Origin of the sequence: Idiomarina sp. X4 (assembly GCF_002808045.1) — a bacterium.
In the GTDB taxonomy this organism is placed as follows: Bacteria; Pseudomonadota; Gammaproteobacteria; order Enterobacterales; family Alteromonadaceae; genus Idiomarina.
This window is the reverse complement of the sequence record NZ_CP025000.1, coordinates 1,238,988-1,258,269: the sequence shown is the minus strand read 5'-3', so window position 1 is coordinate 1,258,269 and position 19,282 is coordinate 1,238,988. Positions and strand designations below refer to the sequence as shown.

At 46.2% G+C, this 19,282-nt stretch carries 13 protein-coding genes; 5 read left to right on the top strand and 8 right to left on the bottom strand.

The genetic code is table 11. The features are described from left to right. Positions 1-65 precede the first annotated feature (65 nt). A complete protein-coding gene (locus CWC33_RS06020) occupies positions 66-554 on the bottom strand; it encodes a hypothetical protein (RefSeq protein ID WP_053953442.1) in 489 nt (162 codons plus the stop codon). Positions 555-1,002: 448 nt separating this feature from the next. Between CWC33_RS06020 and CWC33_RS06010 the strand changes: the two genes are divergently transcribed. Then, positions 1,003-1,728 (top strand): hypothetical protein, encoded by a 726-nt coding sequence (locus CWC33_RS06010; protein WP_232709857.1) that lies wholly within the window; start codon positions 1,003-1,005, stop codon positions 1,726-1,728. Here CWC33_RS06010 and CWC33_RS06005 read toward each other — a convergent pair. Continuing rightward, entirely contained in the window at positions 1,725-2,123 is a 399-nt protein-coding gene (locus tag CWC33_RS06005; RefSeq protein ID WP_100691199.1) for a type II toxin-antitoxin system YafO family toxin, read from the bottom strand. The genes CWC33_RS06010 and CWC33_RS06005 overlap by 4 nt on opposite strands. Continuing rightward, a complete protein-coding gene (gene yafN / locus CWC33_RS06000; protein WP_100691198.1) occupies positions 2,120-2,413 on the bottom strand; it encodes a type I toxin-antitoxin system antitoxin YafN in 294 nt (97 codons plus the stop codon). Before yafN ends, CWC33_RS06005 begins: the two co-directional genes overlap by 4 nt. Positions 2,414-2,584: 171 nt before the next feature. On the opposite strand from yafN, the gene CWC33_RS05995 reads away from it, so the two are divergent. From CWC33_RS05995 to CWC33_RS05980, 3 genes are all read left to right on the top strand, one after another. Then, on the top strand, positions 2,585-2,908 hold the full coding sequence (locus CWC33_RS05995; RefSeq protein WP_100691197.1) for a HigA family addiction module antitoxin: 324 nt from the start codon (positions 2,585-2,587) through the stop codon (positions 2,906-2,908). Between the two features lie 508 nt (positions 2,909-3,416). Next, entirely contained in the window at positions 3,417-5,174 is a 1,758-nt protein-coding gene (locus CWC33_RS05985) for an Eco57I restriction-modification methylase domain-containing protein (protein ID WP_100691195.1), read from the top strand. Next, on the top strand, positions 5,175-6,278 hold the full coding sequence (locus CWC33_RS05980; RefSeq protein WP_100691194.1) for a DNA cytosine methyltransferase: 1,104 nt from the start codon (positions 5,175-5,177) through the stop codon (positions 6,276-6,278). Here the strand turns inward: CWC33_RS05980 and CWC33_RS05975 are convergent. Together CWC33_RS05975 and CWC33_RS05970 are read right to left on the bottom strand one after the other, a co-directional pair. Continuing rightward, a complete protein-coding gene (locus CWC33_RS05975; protein ID WP_100691193.1) occupies positions 6,273-7,124 on the bottom strand; it encodes a hypothetical protein in 852 nt (283 codons plus the stop codon). The genes CWC33_RS05980 and CWC33_RS05975 overlap by 6 nt on opposite strands. Then, the gene (locus CWC33_RS05970; RefSeq protein WP_100691192.1) at positions 7,114-8,775 is read right to left on the bottom strand and encodes a hypothetical protein; all 1,662 of its coding nucleotides are present in this window, start codon (positions 8,773-8,775) and stop codon (positions 7,114-7,116) included. Before CWC33_RS05970 ends, CWC33_RS05975 begins: the two co-directional genes overlap by 11 nt. Before the next feature lie 126 nt (positions 8,776-8,901). Here CWC33_RS05970 and CWC33_RS05965 point away from each other — a divergent pair, with 126 nt between their 5' ends. Then, a complete protein-coding gene (locus tag CWC33_RS05965; RefSeq protein ID WP_100691191.1) occupies positions 8,902-10,218 on the top strand; it encodes a nuclease domain-containing protein in 1,317 nt (438 codons plus the stop codon). A 3-nt stretch (positions 10,219-10,221) separates the two neighbouring features. Here the strand turns inward: CWC33_RS05965 and recD are convergent, their stop codons facing one another. From recD to recC, 3 genes are read right to left on the bottom strand one after another with little or no spacing between them, the layout of a single operon-like run. Then, a complete protein-coding gene (gene recD / locus CWC33_RS05960; protein ID WP_100691190.1) occupies positions 10,222-12,141 on the bottom strand; it encodes an exodeoxyribonuclease V subunit alpha in 1,920 nt (639 codons plus the stop codon). Further along, a complete protein-coding gene (gene recB / locus CWC33_RS05955; RefSeq protein ID WP_100691189.1) occupies positions 12,138-15,827 on the bottom strand; it encodes an exodeoxyribonuclease V subunit beta in 3,690 nt (1,229 codons plus the stop codon). Before recB ends, recD begins: the two co-directional genes overlap by 4 nt. Next, complete coding sequence (gene recC, locus CWC33_RS05950) at positions 15,824-19,279, bottom strand: exodeoxyribonuclease V subunit gamma (protein WP_100691188.1); 3,456 nt, start codon at positions 19,277-19,279, stop codon at positions 15,824-15,826. Before recC ends, recB begins: the two co-directional genes overlap by 4 nt. Between the last annotated feature and the right edge of the window lie 3 nt (positions 19,280-19,282).

Here is a 19,282-nt window from a genome sequence, read left to right as displayed (position 1 = left end):
TGCAGTCAGTTGCTAGTAACTAACCCACAGCAAGAGAAATTTTCAGCCGTTTGCCCAGTGAAAGATTAGTAAACCCGCTGCTTTTGGTGCTCGTAGTTTAATAACATAGCCGCTTTTGCCACTTCCATGTCGTTTTCCGAAATAGCCTTGCGTTTTTCCTGCTTAAAATACTCCAACAAATGATACAAATGCCACAAAGACGGGTTACCCTCATGCATTGGCAGGGGAAATTTGGCTAATTCTTTGTCGCGAACTTTGCGCAGATACTGGCGACTCATCTTAAGTTGCTCGCCGGCATCAGACAGTCCAACTAAATCCGGCCCTATCTCAACCAAAACCGCTTGGGGAAGTGACTTTTGCACATCGGAAATTGCACTTTTTATAGCATCTTTAGCGGAAGCCGCTTCTCGCATGAAGTTGAGCGCCAGTCGTCCTGGTACACCCACTCCTATAATCGCATCGTCGCAATCGCCACCATATAGACTATCGGCAATTTCGTCAGAAGAGATAGTAACAGGCACGACAAATTTTAAGGTGAAATCATAATCATTCATTGTCGCTACCTCCTGAATAAATGCAGTTGTTCACGACTCGTTTTAGCTGTTTAGCATGAGTCTGTTCATTTCTCGGTGTGCTGTTGATTGATGTAATACAGAACTCACCACACCGACACATTGAGCTATTTTGTTTACACATCATTTGACCCCAACAGTGCCCTTTTCCTCTGTGCTCAACTCGCCACCCGTTCTTCTCTGCATAACGTAGCGCTATTTCAATTTCCTTTTTAGGGTGTCTCGGCCTACTCACTGCTCCCCCCACGCGAATAAAAAAATAAACCAATAGAACATAGTTGTCAAATGACAACTTAAATCGTATATAACGCTTATTATGAGGGATAAAAGAAGGTATCAGGCCCGACGCTGTCATTCGCTTACATAGATATACGCGTCTATTGCACTACAAACTGGCACATCCCTTGCTCTGTTAACAGATATTTACCCAATGCCCGAGAATCTCGGCAAGTCATTGCCGTTTTTTGCCGCTAAAGGGCTAGGAGGGGATATGAACGTCAGCAGCTTAATGAATTCGGCCGCAAATCAGACTAGCTCGTCACAACAGAGCCGTCCGGCGGAGCAGCCGCCAGCACCCGAGGCGAAACAAGCGACACCAGGCAATGATGAAACCTTTATCGATAAAGCCTACCGCAGCTTGGTGCTTAACCGCATGGGTGTGGATACCGAACAACTTGAAGAAATAGAGCAGAAAATTGAAGAGCTGGAAAGTAAGTCTAGCCTGACAAAAGACGAAAAAGACAAGCTTGAAAGCCTTATTAAAGCCCGTGATCAATTGTTTGAGGAAGCCATGCGCCGTCAGGCTGAGGAAGGTAATTCGAGTCAGCCCTCCGTTACCAGCAATGGCATTCCCACGGAAATCGCCAATAAATATGACCCACGGGCTATCTCCCCCGATGACATGAGTTTGTTGGCAAAAGACCTCCACGAAGCAGGCGTAATATCATGGGAACAGCGCAGCCGCATGAGCTTTCAGTTCGTGAAAACACACTTCTATAAAACCCATACCCCCGAGTCACAACAAGTGGACCCCAGCGAGCCCATGGACTTTGTAAAATTTTGGGAAGAGCGGGTAAAAGCTAACGAATACTTTAACGTACCGGCCGATCAAAAAGCCCGAGACCAGGGGATATTGGATGTGCTGCGGCGGGTTTAGTACTTATTTCTGAAGTTCTCTGCCATTGTTCCTAAAGGCAGCATAACCGAACTACTCCAGGCTTTATTGTGTGCTGACGGGTCTAAAATCACCATGAGTAAGTAACAGTTAGAAGTCATAGCAGCAGGGCAATAAACCAAGTGGGTATTACTTTTCTTAGAAAATTGAATGCAATGCAAAGGCCATGGCTCATCGGGGTTTTCCAGATGCAAGTGCATTACTTCATTGTCACGAAGAACGGGAAAAGTGTCGGGGTGATCGTAACGTTCATCGCGCCCGAAAAAGTCGGGCACGCCTTCACCACTTTTATAACGTTTAAAGTCTCTAACTAATGCATCCAGTTCCGTATCTGTTAATTGCTGACGAATCTGTTTGCTCTTAAAAACCCTAATCACTCTTCAAAGTCATCCAGGTCAGACTTTTTCGCTTCAGCTAAAAGCCTCTCTGCGTCGGCGCTAATAGCCTTTAGGCGCGCTGCTGTCGGCCTAAAAAGGGATTCTACTTTAGGGTTACAGGCTTCCAACTGGCGCACCATAGCTTCAAATAATTCGGCACCCACCATATAGCCAGCGGTTTTATTGTGGGAGAGTACCGCCACAGGTTCAGCTTCAAAATACTGGCAGGGATGCTTGCGTACATCGCTGGCAGATACTGTTTTTTCAGCCAATATTGTTTGTGTGTTCATGGTTTTCCTCGCCACATTTACTAGACTGATTAAATTATAGCCATAAAATGCACTTAATTACAAACAGAATAATATACATAATTATGTACAATTTAGTTTTATCTTAGCTTTCGCACAACATGATTGTGCAAAAATGCTATATTGGCTTTAAGCTAAAAGGAGTCAGTACCAATGAGAACGACACAACGCCGCCCAATAACGGTTGGGCAGATGCTCGTCACAGAGTTCCTCGAGCCTATGAACGTTAGTATTCGCGAACTAGCAGAAGCAATGGGCGTTCACCGTAACACGCTTAGCCGAATAGCCCATGACAAAGGATTTCTGACAGCTCCGATGGCAATTAAACTAGCAGCCGCGTTCGGTAATACACCCGAGTTTTGGTTAAACATTCAGCACGCCGTTGAACTATGGGATGTTCGACACAAAGCGTATGAACAAGAGGCTAAAAACGTTAAGCGTCTGAAGCCTCATGATAGTTCTTATCAAAAAGCTTAAATGGTATTTTGCACGGAGTCTAAAGCCACAACTTTCGGTTTAGTCGATGGTCAGCTCTCGCTCCCACTATATCAGCCCTGGTGCCAAATCGCATTTCGATTTGATGCTTGCACCCGAAGATAGATGCTAACCAAAATGATCCCTGACGTTATTAGCTATTGCCTGAGAATTAAGGCGCCCCGTCAGCGGGCTAAATGAACGGTAAAGCCGTGATTCACGGCAGCATCAATATTGTAGGTATCTTGCGCCATATTCGCCACAAATTTATGCTACGCACTCTTGCCTTTCGGCTTCAAGTAGGTAGTATGAGCATAGCAAACCACTGGATAAATAAACAGTGCATTAGTGGAGTGCACGCGTATGGTTCAAAAAAATTTACAGGCTTTCGAGAGAATCTTAAAACCACATAGCGATTGCTTCAATGGTAGTAAGTTTCATATAAGCAGAAGAGAAAAGAACTCAGCTAAACTTTATGGCTAACTAATAGTAAGGCTTTTAGGTTAAAAAAATGATGGTGAGAGATGTACTTTCAATTGACGTTGCGTTGCATTCGATGAATGATCGTCAGCTATACGAGCTGGCGTTAGAGACTGATGTCGATCCTTACACTATCCATGAAATTCATAATATGTACGTTAGATGGTCTAGCGAAAAGAAACTCAGATTATCTAATGGTATTGTTTGTACACCATATTTTGTAGCGGAGTATATGGTAGCTGAATCGTTTGGGCTTATCGGTGCTAGCCAAAAGGATGTAAGTTGGTACGACCCTTGTTGTGGATCTGGAATTTTTCTTGAGGCGATCATAAAGAAATATTTGGATAACAATCGAGAAATATCGGTAGATTCGCTTCCAAAGTTAAGAGCCCGTGAGCTGTCTCCTGTTGGCGTATTTCTTTCACTTCTAGTCGTTAAAAAACTGCTAAAAAATTATGGCATTAGTTTTAAAAAGTATATTGAGAGTGGGCGGTTTTCCATTTTCTGTGGAGACGCATTAAGCATTTACACTGAGAGAAAAACTCTACTTGATTTAGATCCAGAAAGGTTTGATGTAGTTATTGGTAATCCGCCATATGTCAGATCTACAAGAATTGGTAAAAATAAAAAAATTTTTTTAAAAGACAAGTATCCAGACGTCTACACGGGAACCGCCGATTTGTATTTCTATTTTATTTCTAATGCGCTTGAAGCTCTCAAAGACAATGGAGTTTTGAATTTCATTTCGCCCGCTGGCTTTTTTAGAACAAAATCAGCCGATAAATTAAGGGAAAAAATATATCATTCTGCACGATTACGGAAATTAATAGACTTAGATGAGTTGCAGATATTCGAAAATGCCGATATCCATACTACTATTTATTGGTTAAATAAAAGCACATTGATCAATGACGGTTCTAGTTTCAAATATAGCCATTTAAAAAAATCAGATGATTTAATTAGTTTGAAGCAAAGTGAAGTTAAATGGGAAACTAAAATAGCAGGTGGTACTTCAGAAAAAAAATGGACTTTTAGCCGGAAGGAGTCCGATTACGATTTCTCGCAGCATGACAACCTTGTGACTTTAAAGGAAGCGGGCTTTAAAATATACTCTGGTATTCGGCCTGCTTATAAAAAAGCCTATGTATATAAAGCTGAAGATATACAACATTTAAGCGCTGATCTTAAGTCAAAATGGTTTATTCCCTGCATGGAGGGAAGGGATTTGTCCTCTTGGCAATCAAAAGAAAGTGGTAAGTTTTTACTTTTTATTCCAAAAGGCACCGTAAGTATACCTGAAGAAATCATGTCACTTCTTGAAGAGCATAGAGTCCACCTGACATCGGTCAACAGGGAAAGACGTGGTGAATGGTATTCACTCCGATCTTGTTCCTATTACCCAGTATTTCGAAAGAGTCGGATCGTTTTTCCTGATATAAGCGCAACTAGTAGGTTTTCTTTGGAAACAAGGTACTCCATCAACTTAGATGGAACCTTTGTAATAGATACGTCTAACTTAGCATTGCTTGGTCTTCTGAATAGCAAAATTGCTTGGAATTTCTATCTAAATAATTACTCAAGTATCGGCAATGCGACTAATAAAGGCAGGCTTCGTTTTAAAAAGCACCATATTGAAGAAATGTTGATACCTAAAGCTATAGTGGAAGGCTCAGATATCGTCTCGGATATTAATAAAATTGTAATTAGTATCGTTAACAACGGTATGTCGTTGTCGAAAGAACATGAGCTAAATAGACTTGTTGATAAACTATATAATGAAAGCAAATAAATGATAGATATAAACTACAGTGAGGCAAAGAAACCAAAATGTATCGACTTATTCTGCGGCGCAGGGGGAATGAGTATTGGTTTTCTCATGGCTGGCGGTATGCCCGCCGGAGCGGTTGATATCGATAGAGATTCAATCGCCACATATAAAAAAATATTTCCAACCGCTCCAGATGTCTATTTAGGAGATATAGAAACATGGAAACCTGGTAATAAATTTAAAAATGTTGACGTCATAATTGGTGGCCCGCCGTGTCAAGGTTTTTCTCTAGCTCGAGGGCTAAGGTTTGTAGATGATCCTAGAAACCATCTTTACAAAGATTTCGTCCGAGCCGTCTCGCACTACCAACCAAAGTGGTTTGTAATGGAGAATGTACAAGGTATAACCAATATTGGTAACGGCTTAATTTTAAGGCAGATTCTAGAAGATTTTAGCGCCCTTGGTTATAAAATAGATTATAAAATTGTTAATATGGCTGAGCATGGTGTACCACAGCTACGTAAGAGAGCTATATTCGTTGGAAACAATTGTGGTGTGTCATTCCAATGGCCTGACAAAGAGTTCAAGAAAAGAGACTCCAAAAAAGAAGCTTTAATTAATCCTAATTTGCCTGACTACATTAGTGTGAACGATGCAATCAACGATCTAAACTTACCGATAGGGAACTACTTCTCACATCGCGCAAATGCTCAGATGAGAGGCCCAAGGAATAGGTGTGCGCACACTGAGCCAGCTTATACGCTGAGAGTTCGAGGGGACGAGTTTGCACTGTGCTTCGAGCCAGCGGTATCGGCATTTATCCCCGGACCGGCGCCAGATGAAAGTACCTCATATTTACCTATAAATCATGAAATTCAGGAGTATTTTAGGCATCGCCCACCTTCGTGGGTTGACAATGTTGAAAGTAGGCGTTGCATAGAAGCTAAGAAAAACCTTCTTCAGGGTACTCGAAAGCTTACAATTAGAGAGCAAGCGAGATTGCAAACGTTTCCAGATTGGGTGTCTTTTGAGGGAACGAGATACTCTCAAAGTAAACAAATTGGGAACGCAGTGCCCCCATTATTTGCATATAAACTATTTAAAAGAATCTTCGATTACTTATAAAATTGCGCTTTTGATAAACTTTCTCAAACCTGATCTAACTTCATGTGAAGAGAAACTATTTACTATATTTTTCATATCAATTAGAACTGTCGAGCGAGTTAACGATGTCTTTTTACCCCCATGTATGAATAATGAAAAGGGGCAAAAGGAGTCTGTCTCAAATATAGAGATATAATGCGATAATTGCGTGTCTACGTGAGACTGAGATTTCGATACACTGCACTCGAAAATTGCTCGGGTGGTTACCATATAGTTTTCAGTTTTAGAAAAACTTTTCAAAGGGATAAGATTAGTATTCTTTACAGATAAATCGGCTTGAAGTAATTCTCCTTTATTATCCCTATGAATAATCTGAACTGAGCTATTATCAGAGTTGATCGTGATCTTCCCTTCAACAATAACCAAATCTGGTCTCTCTTTGTACATAGGTCGCCCGGACGTTACGGCGTCAATAAGGTGTAAAGGATTACCTTCTCTAAACACCATAAAATTATTATTATTTAAAGTAAACTCGGCTTTCGGAAGCAGTGCGGCATGAAACCTGTCTTTTAACGAAATATCCGAGGATACCGAAGCATCGTGTCCAGCCTGTGCGCTGTGTTGATGGGGAATTTCGTTCCTTAAATACATAAGTTCGGGAGCTCTAGAAAGATATTCGGAAGTACAAAGGTCTAAATTTCCGTCCATTAGCTCCCGCATAACTCCGAGTAAACTAATAAATTCGAGAGTTTTCCCTGTAGACAGTTTTGACTGCCATACTGACTGCGTTAAAGCTGTATCAATGTCCAAGAAACGTTTAAATTCCGTGAACTCTCTTATCGCAGCGTTTTGAACTTCACTTTTCACTTATAATTTCCAATATGTCATCTACGTTAAATGCAATACGCCATCCGAATGCCATCAACCTTTTCAAGGCGTATTCTGGCGGGGAAAATTTGGTAGGCATGTCGATGAACATTATTATAGGAACATCGACGCTTCGGTTGAAAACGTCATCGATATAATCATGGGATAATGTGAGTGACACATAGGCCTCCTCTTTACATCTTCTAGGAAACTCTGGCGGGTTAAAATATTTACCTTTTAAAAATGCGAGTAGATTTCCGTTTGAATTTAGTAGGACTTTAAGATTTGAATAAGGCTTTACAACTTCTCCCTGTTCCGCTAACTGAGCGTGATACCCTAATGGCTTATCAGTTAGAACGTTAGCAGGTTGTATTATAAAATTTTGGGATTCCAACGCTAAGGATATATAGTCAAAGCTAGGTTTTAAGCTCGTACCATTCCTTGCTTCAAACCACACAGCGGATTGAATGAGTTTCTTTGCTTCTCTAGAGGTCAAAGCACTAGCTAAAGTTTTGGTAGATGTATATGGGAGCTCGCTAACAACATGTGTTATTATCGCTGTTAGTTTATAGCCATCATGATTTCCGCTGTATAAGTTATGCTCAGTAATGCCCTCTATATCGACGTCTTGCACATAATTGATAGACTCTCTTGCGCCGACTCGCATCAAAAGCCGTCTTGCTATCAGCCGAACTTTTTTCTCAGCAGTCCATAAGGATGTGACAAAATCATTTAAATCCCGTGACGACTTCTCGTACTGATAAATCAAATCAGAGAATCGGTGCCAATTAGAAAGAAATGATTTAGCCGTCTTAATAAATGGCTTTTTTTCAAGTAACAGGTCAACTGTTTTATTAATTATAGGATCCGCTGACTCTTTCCCATAAACTACATCATTGCACGTCTTCTTTATATCTACGCCTGCATTTTTTGATTTAAGAACCGTGCTTTCTAGTTTGGCTTCGTATTTGGCTAAATTACTGCTAACCAGCGCATATTGAGAGTCAGCGTTGCCTTGGGCTGAGTACTTTTCTGTGGTAGCCCAACTCATCAATTTCAAGCACGTATCTTTAATTAAAAGTCCCAATTCCGTTTCATTTTCGATATGCTTTTTTATATTCTCTTTAACTTGAAGCTCGGTACAGGCGCCTTCAAAACAAGAAGCGATCTCTTCAAATATATCTGTATCGGTTAACTCTAAATATATTGATTTATCGAATGTTTTTTCTTTTACGGGAGAGAACCAATTGTATGTATATTTTCTTGAACCAACGGTAAAATGGACGGTTCGAGCCAGCTTTTCACTTCTTAAAATATGCTCTCTTAATGAGATGGCCTCGACTAAAGTCTCCCTGACTTCATATGTTTTGTTGGGCTCAGGCTTTCCATTGGCGTTACCTTTATAGCACGTGGTCTGGCACCAAATCTCAATTTCTTTATTTAAGTAATTATCAAAATAACTTACAAAATGATCCCATACGTCGGAAGCGATATCTGATACAAAATGTTTTTGACTTTCAACTTGGAAGTTTTGCACTCGATTTTTCTGACGCAAAGATTCACAGAAAAGCTCAAGAATAAACTCGACAAAAGTTTCCGTTTGAGCATTTCTTGAAGTGGCAAAACGCTGAACTCCCATATGAGAAGGCATCTTATTCCCCGTACTGTCTATTTATAAGGTATAAGTATGCCTGCCGAGCAAGTCCCTGTAAATCTGTGTGCTTAATCTTGAATGAAAGTGAGCTATTAGGGATATTAACAGGGAAGAATCAGAAGTATGTTGGTTCTTCGCTTTTTAATGTGGTATTACGCCCACCGTAATTGTTGCTCAATAGATTTTCGAAGCTTAAAAACGGATTCGTTAGTACTGCAGCAGAAATCTGGATACGCAAAAGTATACCGCGCCTGGCAAGAGCTTAAATTGTACCTGGATTTATTCGGAGACGATGCTTCAGTAGCAGTGCGATCTATCGCTGACTTATACGAAGTTTGGTGTTATCTGCAGGTCACGCAGATTGTTGAGGAACTAGGTTTCGAAAAGGTCAATCAAACAGCGCACCCGAAACTTAAGCGCGAGGGGCTTCGGGTTGAGTTTGTTGATGGACTAGGTGCGTCACAGTTGTTCAAAAAAGGCGATGTGCAAATACGGGTTGTCCATGAGCCGCAAATTTCTATAAGCAGTAACCCCTACAAAGCATGGACCTCGATGCAGAAACCCGACATTTTTCTTGAAGTATCCATTGGTGACCAAGAACGTCTGGTTTGGGTGTTTGATGCGAAATATCGTATCGACCGTGATAGAACTGATAAAGATTGTGTGCCTGTTGATGCCCTTAACCAAATGCACCGGTATCGTGATGCACTCATTTATCAAAAATTTGATAGCTTAGGCAAGAACAAGACTCGACCCGTTTTTGGGGCTTTTGCCTTGTACCCTGGTTTTTATAACCAAGACCCTGAAAATATCAAAATTAACCCATACTGGGATGCAATTAACGAAGTTGGCGTTGGGGCGTTTCCTCTACTACCCAGCACCGCAAACGATACTGGAAAAGCCTGGTTAAAATCATTTCTCACCGATCAATTAGCGAGCCTACTGGACGATGAGAGTACTAGAGATATTGATAAGTACTTTTTCCAGGAATCTGCACGGATAAATCAGACTGGGTTAACCAGTATTCGCCACGCTGATTTAGCGCTTGTCACTTCGACTGCCATTGATCAACGAAACTCGGGCTATTACGAAGCATTTTTACATGGCTCAGCCTCTGTTTTTCACATGAAGAAAAGGGCTTCTACCCAAAAGTACATTATCGATAACAAAATGAGAGAAGCCAAATTTATCATCATTGCCGCTCCAGACAAAAAGCAAGGCAACAAGCTAATAGCCAACTATGTCTGGCAAGTAGAGTCTATTGAAGAGGTTGCGGGGCAAGCGTTGACCGAAGAAATTACTGGCACCGCTAAGAAAAAGCGTGATGAAAAATATTGGCTATTCAAAGTCAGCCAACCACAGCGGTTGGCGCGGCCGCTGACTGACTTTGATCACAAGCATCATAATTTTAAGTTTATGGCGCTTTCTGATCTGCTCTAGATGTTAAAGGTTAGCTAAACCCTTACCCACCAAACTCAACCGCTCTTTAGCCCGCGTAATACCGGTGTACAACAATTCTTTGCTCATCACTGGGCTGTCGTGGTCGGGTAGTACCATGACGGTGTGTTTGAACTCGGAGCCTTGGGATTTGTGTACGGTCATGGCGTAGACGGTTTCTATGTGGGTGAGCCGGCTCGGGAGTATCCAGCGTACGCCGTGCTCTTGATCGGGAAAAGCGACGCGCAGGTGGCCGTGTTCCGGGTCTTTTAGGGCGATGCCAATATCGCCGTTGTTGAGCTTTAATCCGTAGTCGTTTTTGGTGACCATAACGGGGCGGCCTTCGTACCAGCTGTTGGCGTTTACGCCGAGTATGTCGCCGACTTTTTGGTTTACGGCTTTCATGCCCCAGGGGCCTTCGCGCAGGGCGGTGAGAATTTGAAAGTTGCTTAGGTTTTGCAGCGCTTCCAGGGCGAGTTTGTCGGCGGAACCAGCGTCGATGTTTGTAGTAGCATTGTCGTTGACGGCTGCATTGCTCCTGACGTGTAACGTCAGGCTACCCGATGTTGTCAGGTTACTGCGAATTAAGGCTTCAAAGCTTGAGTCGTCTAAACTGTCGACTTCGTAAACACTGACTGGGTGATCACCTTCAGCGGCTTTGGCTTTTTCAATTTCCTGTTGTGTGGCGGCATCATCCTGACGGTTAATAGCGTTTGCCAGGTCGGCAATAGGGCCTTTAAAGCGGTAGCTTTTGCGGAATTTAACCACGTGTTGCAGGCGCTGCTCGCCCTTGTCATTGATAAGCTCTGACGGAAATGTTGGTGTGTCAGCAATGTCCTGCAGCCACTTAGCGGTGTTGCTGTGATATTGCCCTTCATCGGCGCCGGCGCATAAGTTACCGAGCACGGCGCCAGCTTCGACCGATGCTAGCTGGTCTTTGTCGCCAATGAGTACCAGCCGCGCGTGTTTCGGTGTTGCTTTTAGCAATGCAGTCATCATTTCTATGTCTATCATTGAGGCTTCATCGACAATCACCACATCCGTTCGCAACGGGTTTTCTGCATTGTGTTTAAAGGCGCGGGAATTGGGTTTCACACCCAATAGTCGATGCAGCGTTTTCCCTTCGGGCTGAATCGAAAGTAATGCGTCCTTCAGACTGGATAGTTTTTCATTCTGCACCAATTGCTCCAGCTCATTTTCAATGGACTCAGTCAGGCGCGCTGCAGCTTTGCCGGTCGGCGCCGCCAGTGACACTCGCAGCGGTGGCAAACCGAGCGTCAACGCCTGATGCTGCAATGCCGTCAACAAGCGCACCACGGTATAGGTTTTACCGGTACCTGGTCCGCCAGTAATGACACTAAACCGATACCGCACAGTATTCGCACAGGCCACTCGCTGCCAGTTAATATCGTCGTTTTCAGTCGGCGCAAACAGCTTAGCCAGCGTACTCTTTAGTAGCTCATCATTAATAACCGGCCGATCTTGCATGCGCGCCTGAACACTTTGCTCTATAAAGGTTTCGTACTGCCAATAGCGGCGTAAATACAAGGTGTGTTCGCTGAGCACCAACGGCTCGGTTCCGTGGCCATTCACATCGACGCATTGACTGGCTGCCAGTGCGTCGGTCAGGTCTAATCCGTATTGCTTAAAAAGCTCACTTGGTAAGGCGCAGTCCGCGGCATGACGGTTCTCCGGTGGCAGGTTCAGCAGCGTTTCCGGGGCATCCATCAAAGCCTTTAGATCAACTTGCGTATGCCCACGCCCGGCTTGATGCGACACACAGCAGGCGGCGAGTAACACCGCATCGCTGCGCTCGCCCGCTTGCTGCAGAAACTCGACAAAGGCTAAATCAATAGAGCGTATCCAGCCGGCATCCCGCCACTGACTCAGAGCTTCGAACAGGGTGTGGGTAGTTACATTGCTCATACTGACTCCTTGTCTTTGACGCTTTCTCCGGCGAATAGGCTGTCCAGCTGCTCTATCAGCTCTTTCGGTGGCCTGTCACAAAATGCGCCGCCAGTTTCGGCTCTGTGCCCGCGTAAAAAGAGATAAACTGCGCCGCCAACCTGGGTGTCGTAATCGTATTCATCGCCCAGCCGAGCTTTTAGCAGACGGTGCAATGCCAGCGTATAAATCACGTATTGCAGGTCATAACGGCTGTGAAGTATTTTTTCGCGCATAGCATCCTCGCTGTAGGCATGGTCGTCTTCACCCAGCCAATTGGACTTGTAGTCTGCCACGTAATACTTTCCGTTATGTTCAAAGACCAAGTCGATAAAGCCTTTTAACATGCCATTCAGCAAGTTAGGCTCCAGTGCAGGGCGCTCGTAACCGGGTAATGTGTGTTGTTGCACCAGGTTATCCAGTGTTTGTGCGTTAACGCCACTGGCACCAAACCAAAACTCGGGTTCGGCTTTGTACTGCTGCAACTGGCTGAGGCTAATTTTGTCGCCGTTAGCGTTCAGCGTAAATTCGGTTTGTAGGTACGCATTCAGCCATTGTGCAATGCTCTGCTCATGCTCCTGCCACAAAGGGCTGACACAAAAACGCTGTACCAGCTCAGTGCGCTCGGAGGCATCGTGAGCGATTACCTCAAAACCCCGATTCGCCGACTCTTCCAATAAGTTATGCAAAAAGGAGCCCGGTCCGGCGCCTTTAGGTAAGTGGTGAATGCTGTCCGCACTCGGCTCTGCGACACTGGCGACTTGCTCGTCCTTGTCTTCTCGCTCATCCAGCAGGTTCATTTCATCGGGCGACTGCGGTGCCTGTGTGCTTTTCGTCACCGCGCCTTCATACTTCAGCGCGCTGTAGCTAGCCACCCACCAACGTTCGAGTTTTCGGCCAGCCGGCATCGTTTTAGGCGTCAACTTAGGTGTTTTTTGCTCCTGCTCAAGCGCTCTCACGAGAGGTTCGTCCTCTTCCAGGCGTGTCACCTGCGTATGCGCGCTTTGCTGCCAGTGCTCATTAACAACGTTGTAAAGCTCGTCAGACAACGCCTCACCGCCGTTTAATAAGTAAAACAACGGATTATTACGATGCTCGCTCATGGCCTCCAGCGCAATGAAGGTGGCGTACTGTGCACGGGTCACGGCGACGTACATTTTACGTAAATCTTCTGCGAGAATTTCGTCGCTTAATCGCTGTTTATTGTCGTCGTCTTTGGACCAGAGTACTTGCAGCTCGCCATTTTCATCGTGATATACCGTAGGTGGCTTTATACGGTAGGGCTCCGACTTGGTATAAGCCACAAAGGGCATAAATACGAGCGGGTACTGCAACCCTTTGGACTTATGAATGGTGATAATTTTTATCAGATCAGCGTCACTTTCCAGGCGCAGCTGTTGCTCTTCTACTTGCGTGCGACTATCACTGTCAAAGCCGTGGCGTTCATTCACCTGCTCGGCAAAATGATTCACCAACGCCGGAATGCCATCCAACACCAGGCTCTGCTGTTGCAGTAATTCAGCTATATGCAACACGTCTGACAGCTGTCGTTCACCATGAATACGGTCTTCCAGCAACGTCGCGGGGACCTGATGGTCGTGCAACACATTGTGCAACATAGCTAACACGCCCTGGCGCAGCCACTGGTCGTGATAACTTAAAAATTGCTCAACACGCGCTTCCCAAGCTTGTTCATTACTGTGAATATGCTCAAGTTCAGCAAACGGCAAACCCAACAAACGCGTTGCCAGAGCGCTGCGAATAAGTGAAGGATCACGCGGCTCGGCACAGGCGCTGACCAGTGCCAGTAAGTCTTTAGCCACGCGTTGTGCAAATACCGACTCGCGATCCGACAAATAAACGCTTTTAAGACCGCGGTCACTCAGTGCCTTTTTAATGGCATTCGCTTCGTTGAAGTTATTCACCAGTACCGCAATGTCGCTGGTTTTAACACGCTGCTCTAGCACATCGTCTGCATTGTAATAACCGGCTTGCGGGTCATTCAGCAGCGACGCTATTAGGTTGGCATGATGGTTCGCTGCCGCTTTAAATAAGATGGCTTTATTGCGTTTTTCTTCGTTTGATACCGACCAAAGTAACGCCGGTGCGGTTCTTAAATGACTCGATAACAAGCAGTGCTTGAACGTACGCTTAAGTCCGTTGGCAGCCACACGGTTAAAGGGCAGTTGGTTGTCGTCTTCGGTTTTGAACAAAAAGGCGCCGCGGGGTAGCTCCTCTGCGCGCTCAAACAGCGCATTTACGCTATCCACCATCGCCTGTGACGAGCGGAAGTTTTTCGCTAAGTTATAGTGCCGCCCTGCGGTGTCTCGCCGAGCTTTTAAATAGGTGAAAATATCCGCATTACGGAAACTGTATATCGCCTGCTTCGGGTCACCAATCAGGAAAATACCAGTGCCGGGATACGGTTCTGCCAGGTTGTAGATACGGTTGAATATCTCATACTGAACGGGATCGGTGTCCTGAAACTCATCAACCATGGCGATGGGGTACTGCTTGCGAATAGCGGCCGCCAGCGCCTCGCCGCTAGGGCCTTTTAACGCATCGCGTAAGCGCGTGAGCATGTCGTCATGCCCCATCTCTGCACGCTGATTTTGCAATTCAGCAAAACGTTTGTTCACCCAAAACGCGGCATGTTGTTTTACTTTAGCCAGTTCTTGCGTTTGCTGGACTTTGCTTTGCTTAATGCGTTCTTGCAGCTGCCCTAGCATAGCCCAGCTTTCCGACATTCCACCTAGCTTACCATTCGCAAACAACTTTAATTCGCCGGTGCGTATATTTTTCCAGTTGGCGTCGGTAACTTCTGGTTCCACTAATTCGGAATCAGCGCACCAATCCGCGAATTTCTGAAATTGCTTAAGTTTGGGCACAGTGCCTTTGACTTTCGATGCCTTTTCTATTAAATCTCGCAAAATAGGCGCAACCTCTTGCTTTATCGCCGCAATTCGTTGCTTATGACCATTTTCCGCCTCAATTAATAGAGTTTGCAGGTCTCCCTCAACCGGTGCCTGACCGCTTTTGCTTAAACTGTATGTCAAACCTAAAAGCTTTTTAGGCGATTCAAGATCCTCTAATAACTTAGCGCTCAGCTTCGCATCCGCTGGGTAAATAAACCGACGGAAGTAGTCCTCGGCTGCCTGCAAGCGCAGCTCTTCATTGTCGGTTTCGACGTCCTGACTGAATAAACTGCCGCTGGCAAAGGCATGCTCTTTCAGCATGGACTGACACCAGCCGTGAATGGTTTTTACAGCGGCTTCGTCCATCGACTGTGACGCTAAATCCAATAATCGTGCTAAGTGTTTTAAGTTCTGTTCTTTCGCTACGCAGTCTTCTCGCAAACTGGCTAAGAAAGGGTCACTGTCGACAGAATCTGGGTCACGAAAATAAGCCGCGGCTTCGGCTAAGCGCGCGCGAATACGGTCACTCAGCTCTTCTGTCGCGGCTTTGGTAAAGGTCATGACCAGAATGTTCTTGGGTACAAGCTCGCGCTCAAAGGCTGTTTGCGGCGCGCCGTGACCAATGACCAAACGCACATACAGCGCTGCAATGGTGTAAGTTTTACCGGTACCGGCGCTCGCTTCAATCAGGCGACTGCTGTTCAGCGGAAAGTCGAGCGGGTTCTCCAAAATATGCGTTGACGATTGGCTCATGACTTCTCCTCCGGCACCATGGTTAAACGCAGTGGGTCGTAGAGTTCATTTAAAAATCGGCGGAAATGAGGCGACGTCATAATCGTCTCGTAAGTGTCTGCAACTCGGCCGCAGTAATCGCTTTTTGTCATTATGGCCGGTTTTTTATACTGATCTTCTTCGTATTTCTGCCGAGCCGCCTCCTGCGCCAAGGCTTCGTCGCTGTCTTTTTTATCCAGGGCGTTCAGCCAGGTTAAGGCAATATCTAAATGCATGGGTTGTGGTTGCTGCACCGACAACGCTACCAGTTCAAGCAGTTGCTCGAGCTGTTGCAGCGCTTTCTGTGCCGGTACCGGCGCAACGCGCAGCTGACAGCCGCCTTTGGACACAATTAACAAGCGGGTGGGCTGCTGTAAGTTTAGTAGTAGCAATCCCAAATAAGGGGCACACGCATGCTTCCAACGATCGGGCTCAATACCACCTTTCTTCGTCTTCTTTGCAATTTCACTCGCTGAAGTCACCACCCACAGCCGCTCACTCTGTTCATTGGTGTGTAAGCCGGTAATGGTGTCGTCGATAATCAGACCGTTATGCTCGAAGCCTACCTCAATGGGGAACTCATTAAACTGGCTGTAACCGGCAATACCCTGCTGATAAGAGCCCAGTATTTTGTCGGCTTGATCAAGCAGTGCCAGGCCATTTTGCTCGGCAATAGCGCCTATACCTAACGCCCCCTCGCGATTGATTCGGTTAAGCTCTTTTAGCAGCGCCGCTTCTGTGCCACCGCCTTGCAGCAGGGCGCGCTTACCACATTCAACCAAGCGAGTAATAAGCGTCCAGCTTTGCAGCTTATCCACAGCGAAGGCTTCACTGTCATCCAGGTCTTCATTTTCGCTGCCAAAATAGGTATCGAGGTGCCAGTTAAAGTAAAGTCGCGCAGGCTCCTCAATAAAACGTTTAATGTCGTTAATGCTGAGAGTGCGTTCGACGCTTTCCGGCTTATCCTGAGACGTTGTTGAGTGGTTGTTCTTAGCGCCACCATGCGCCAACGCCCACTCGCTGGCGTAAGTGAAATACTCAGGCCGCTCCTGAATAAAATAGGAGGCGTTAAAAGGTTGCATCTTATGTTCTACAGTCAGGTCTTTAACGTCGATACCCCAGCCTTGCTCAAGATGGTCACGCAACTGCGCGACTAATACCGACGGTGTGCGCTCACTGTTATCTTTGGCGCTGTACCCCACCCAGCTGACGTAAAAACAGTCTCGCGCTGACAGCATCGCTTCCAAAAACAAATAGCGATCATCGTCACGCCGAGAACGGTCCCCGGGGCGATAACGATCCGTCATCAAATCAAAGTCCACGCGCGGCACCGAGCGCGGGTAGTCACTTTCGTTCATTCCCAACACACAGACGTATTTAAAAGGAATGGCACGCATGGGCATGAGCGTGGCGAAATTCACTGCGCCGGCTAAAAACCGTTGATTCAGGTTTTGCTGATCAACACGCTCCAGCCAAGCGTCTTTGAATATCGGTAAACGCAGTAGCGAGTCATTGTCAGCTTCGACGCCAATATCCCGCAACTGATACAGCTCATCGCTGAGCTTGGCTAACAGTAAGCGGTCATTGTCGTCGTCGCTCTTGAAAAACTGCTCCAGCAGCCACTCGCCATGCAACACCCAGTCCGTTAATGGCTGTGCAGATTGCGTGCGCTGCCACCATGACTCGAGCGCGCGCACAACATCCGCCAGGCAGCCAACGAGAGCAGCGCTCAGGCCCGATACTTCGGGATAAGGCTCAACCTCAGCCCAGGGGGATGAATGGTCTGCTTCAAGCTCGCCAATGGCATAGCCTGCAATCATGCGTTTAAGCGCAAACCACCAGCTGTTTCTTTCCTCTGCCGGAGGCATATAAAACTGTTCACGCTGCTGACTGTTCAGGCCCCATCGCGCACCGGCCTCTCTGACCCAGCGTTTCAACTGCGGCAGGTCGTCGTCATGAATGTCGAAGCGCTGCTGTACAGCGGGCACCGACAATAAATTGAACAAATCCGTTTGGGTAAAGCGCAGCTGGTCTGCCTGCAACAACAATTCCAGCGCTATCATTAATGGTCGCTGATGGCGCTCCCCCTGATCGGCAATGGTATAAGGAATGGCGCGCGGATCACGTTCGCCCGGGCGTTGATGATAGCGTCCAAATACCGCGTCAATGTAAGGCGCGTAGGTGTTCACATCAGGCAGCATCACCATAACGTCACGGGGCTTTAAATCCGGGTCGTTCGCAAATGCATCCAGTAGCTGGTCATGCAGTACTTCGAGCTCTCGCTGTGGGCTATGGCAGACATGAAACTGCAACGACTTGTCCGTTTTAGCCGGTGTCGACCAGTGCTCCCGCGTTTCCTGAACTGGTCGCAGATTTAAGATATCGTCTTGTAACTGACCTAACAGGTGATGAGTGTCGTGAGGCTCGAATAATTCCAGCTTTACGGTATTAAAGGCTTCCTGCTTGGCGAGCGTTTCGTCGTATAAATCGAGCAGACGAATATAATCTCGACCTTGCTTGCCCCAGGACGCCAGCAGCGGGTGCGCCAGCTGATGCAACTCATCATCGTCTGGCTGCTCAGGCAGATCAGGCTTATGTTTAAGTCGAGAAGAAGCTTTAACCGCCTCTCGCAGCGCTTCTTTGCCGTCAACAATGTCGGCCCAGTGAAATTGCGACGGGTTGTGCACACATAACAAAATCTGCGTGTAGCCTTTTATGGCATCCAGCACTTGCAACATTTGCTGCGGCAGTGACGATATACCGAACACAACAACTCTGGGCGGCAAGCCTGCAGGGCGGCTCTGCAATGCCTTTGCCGTATCAATAAAACGCTGGTGCAGCTCAGCCCGGTTGTTCCAGTAGTCATCAATGCCAATGTCGTTACTGACAGCGCGCCAGAGTTCCGGCTGCCACAATTGCTCGGCTTCAAGCGGCTCATTGTTTTCCAAAACGTCATGACCTTTAACCCAGTTGTCGAGCCAGTCAGCGCGATACACCGCGTATTGGTCAAACAAATCGGCTAAACGCCCACTGAGCTGATAGAGCTTGCGCCCGTCATTATCGTCCGAAGTGTAGTGCTTCAGCGGCGCAAAGTGTGGGTTTTCGGCAATAAGCTCGGGTAATAAACGCATTAACCGCCAGGTCAGACGGTCTTTATCGAATGGCGAGGTTTTCGGGATATCGTCGCCCAACACGGCTCGATAGGCTTGCCACTGAAAGCGCGCGGGCAAGGTCACATCGACCATGGCAGCAATGCCGCTGGCTTGCGCTAAGTTAATTTTAAGCCACTGCGCAATACCGTTACTTTGAACCAGTACCGTTTCTTGCTCCAGCGGCGCCAGCGGATAATTTTGAGTGAATTTGACGGCCACATCCGTTAAGTCTTCCAAACGGTGTCCGTGCGCGACAATAAAGCCGGGGGTTAATTCACTCACTCG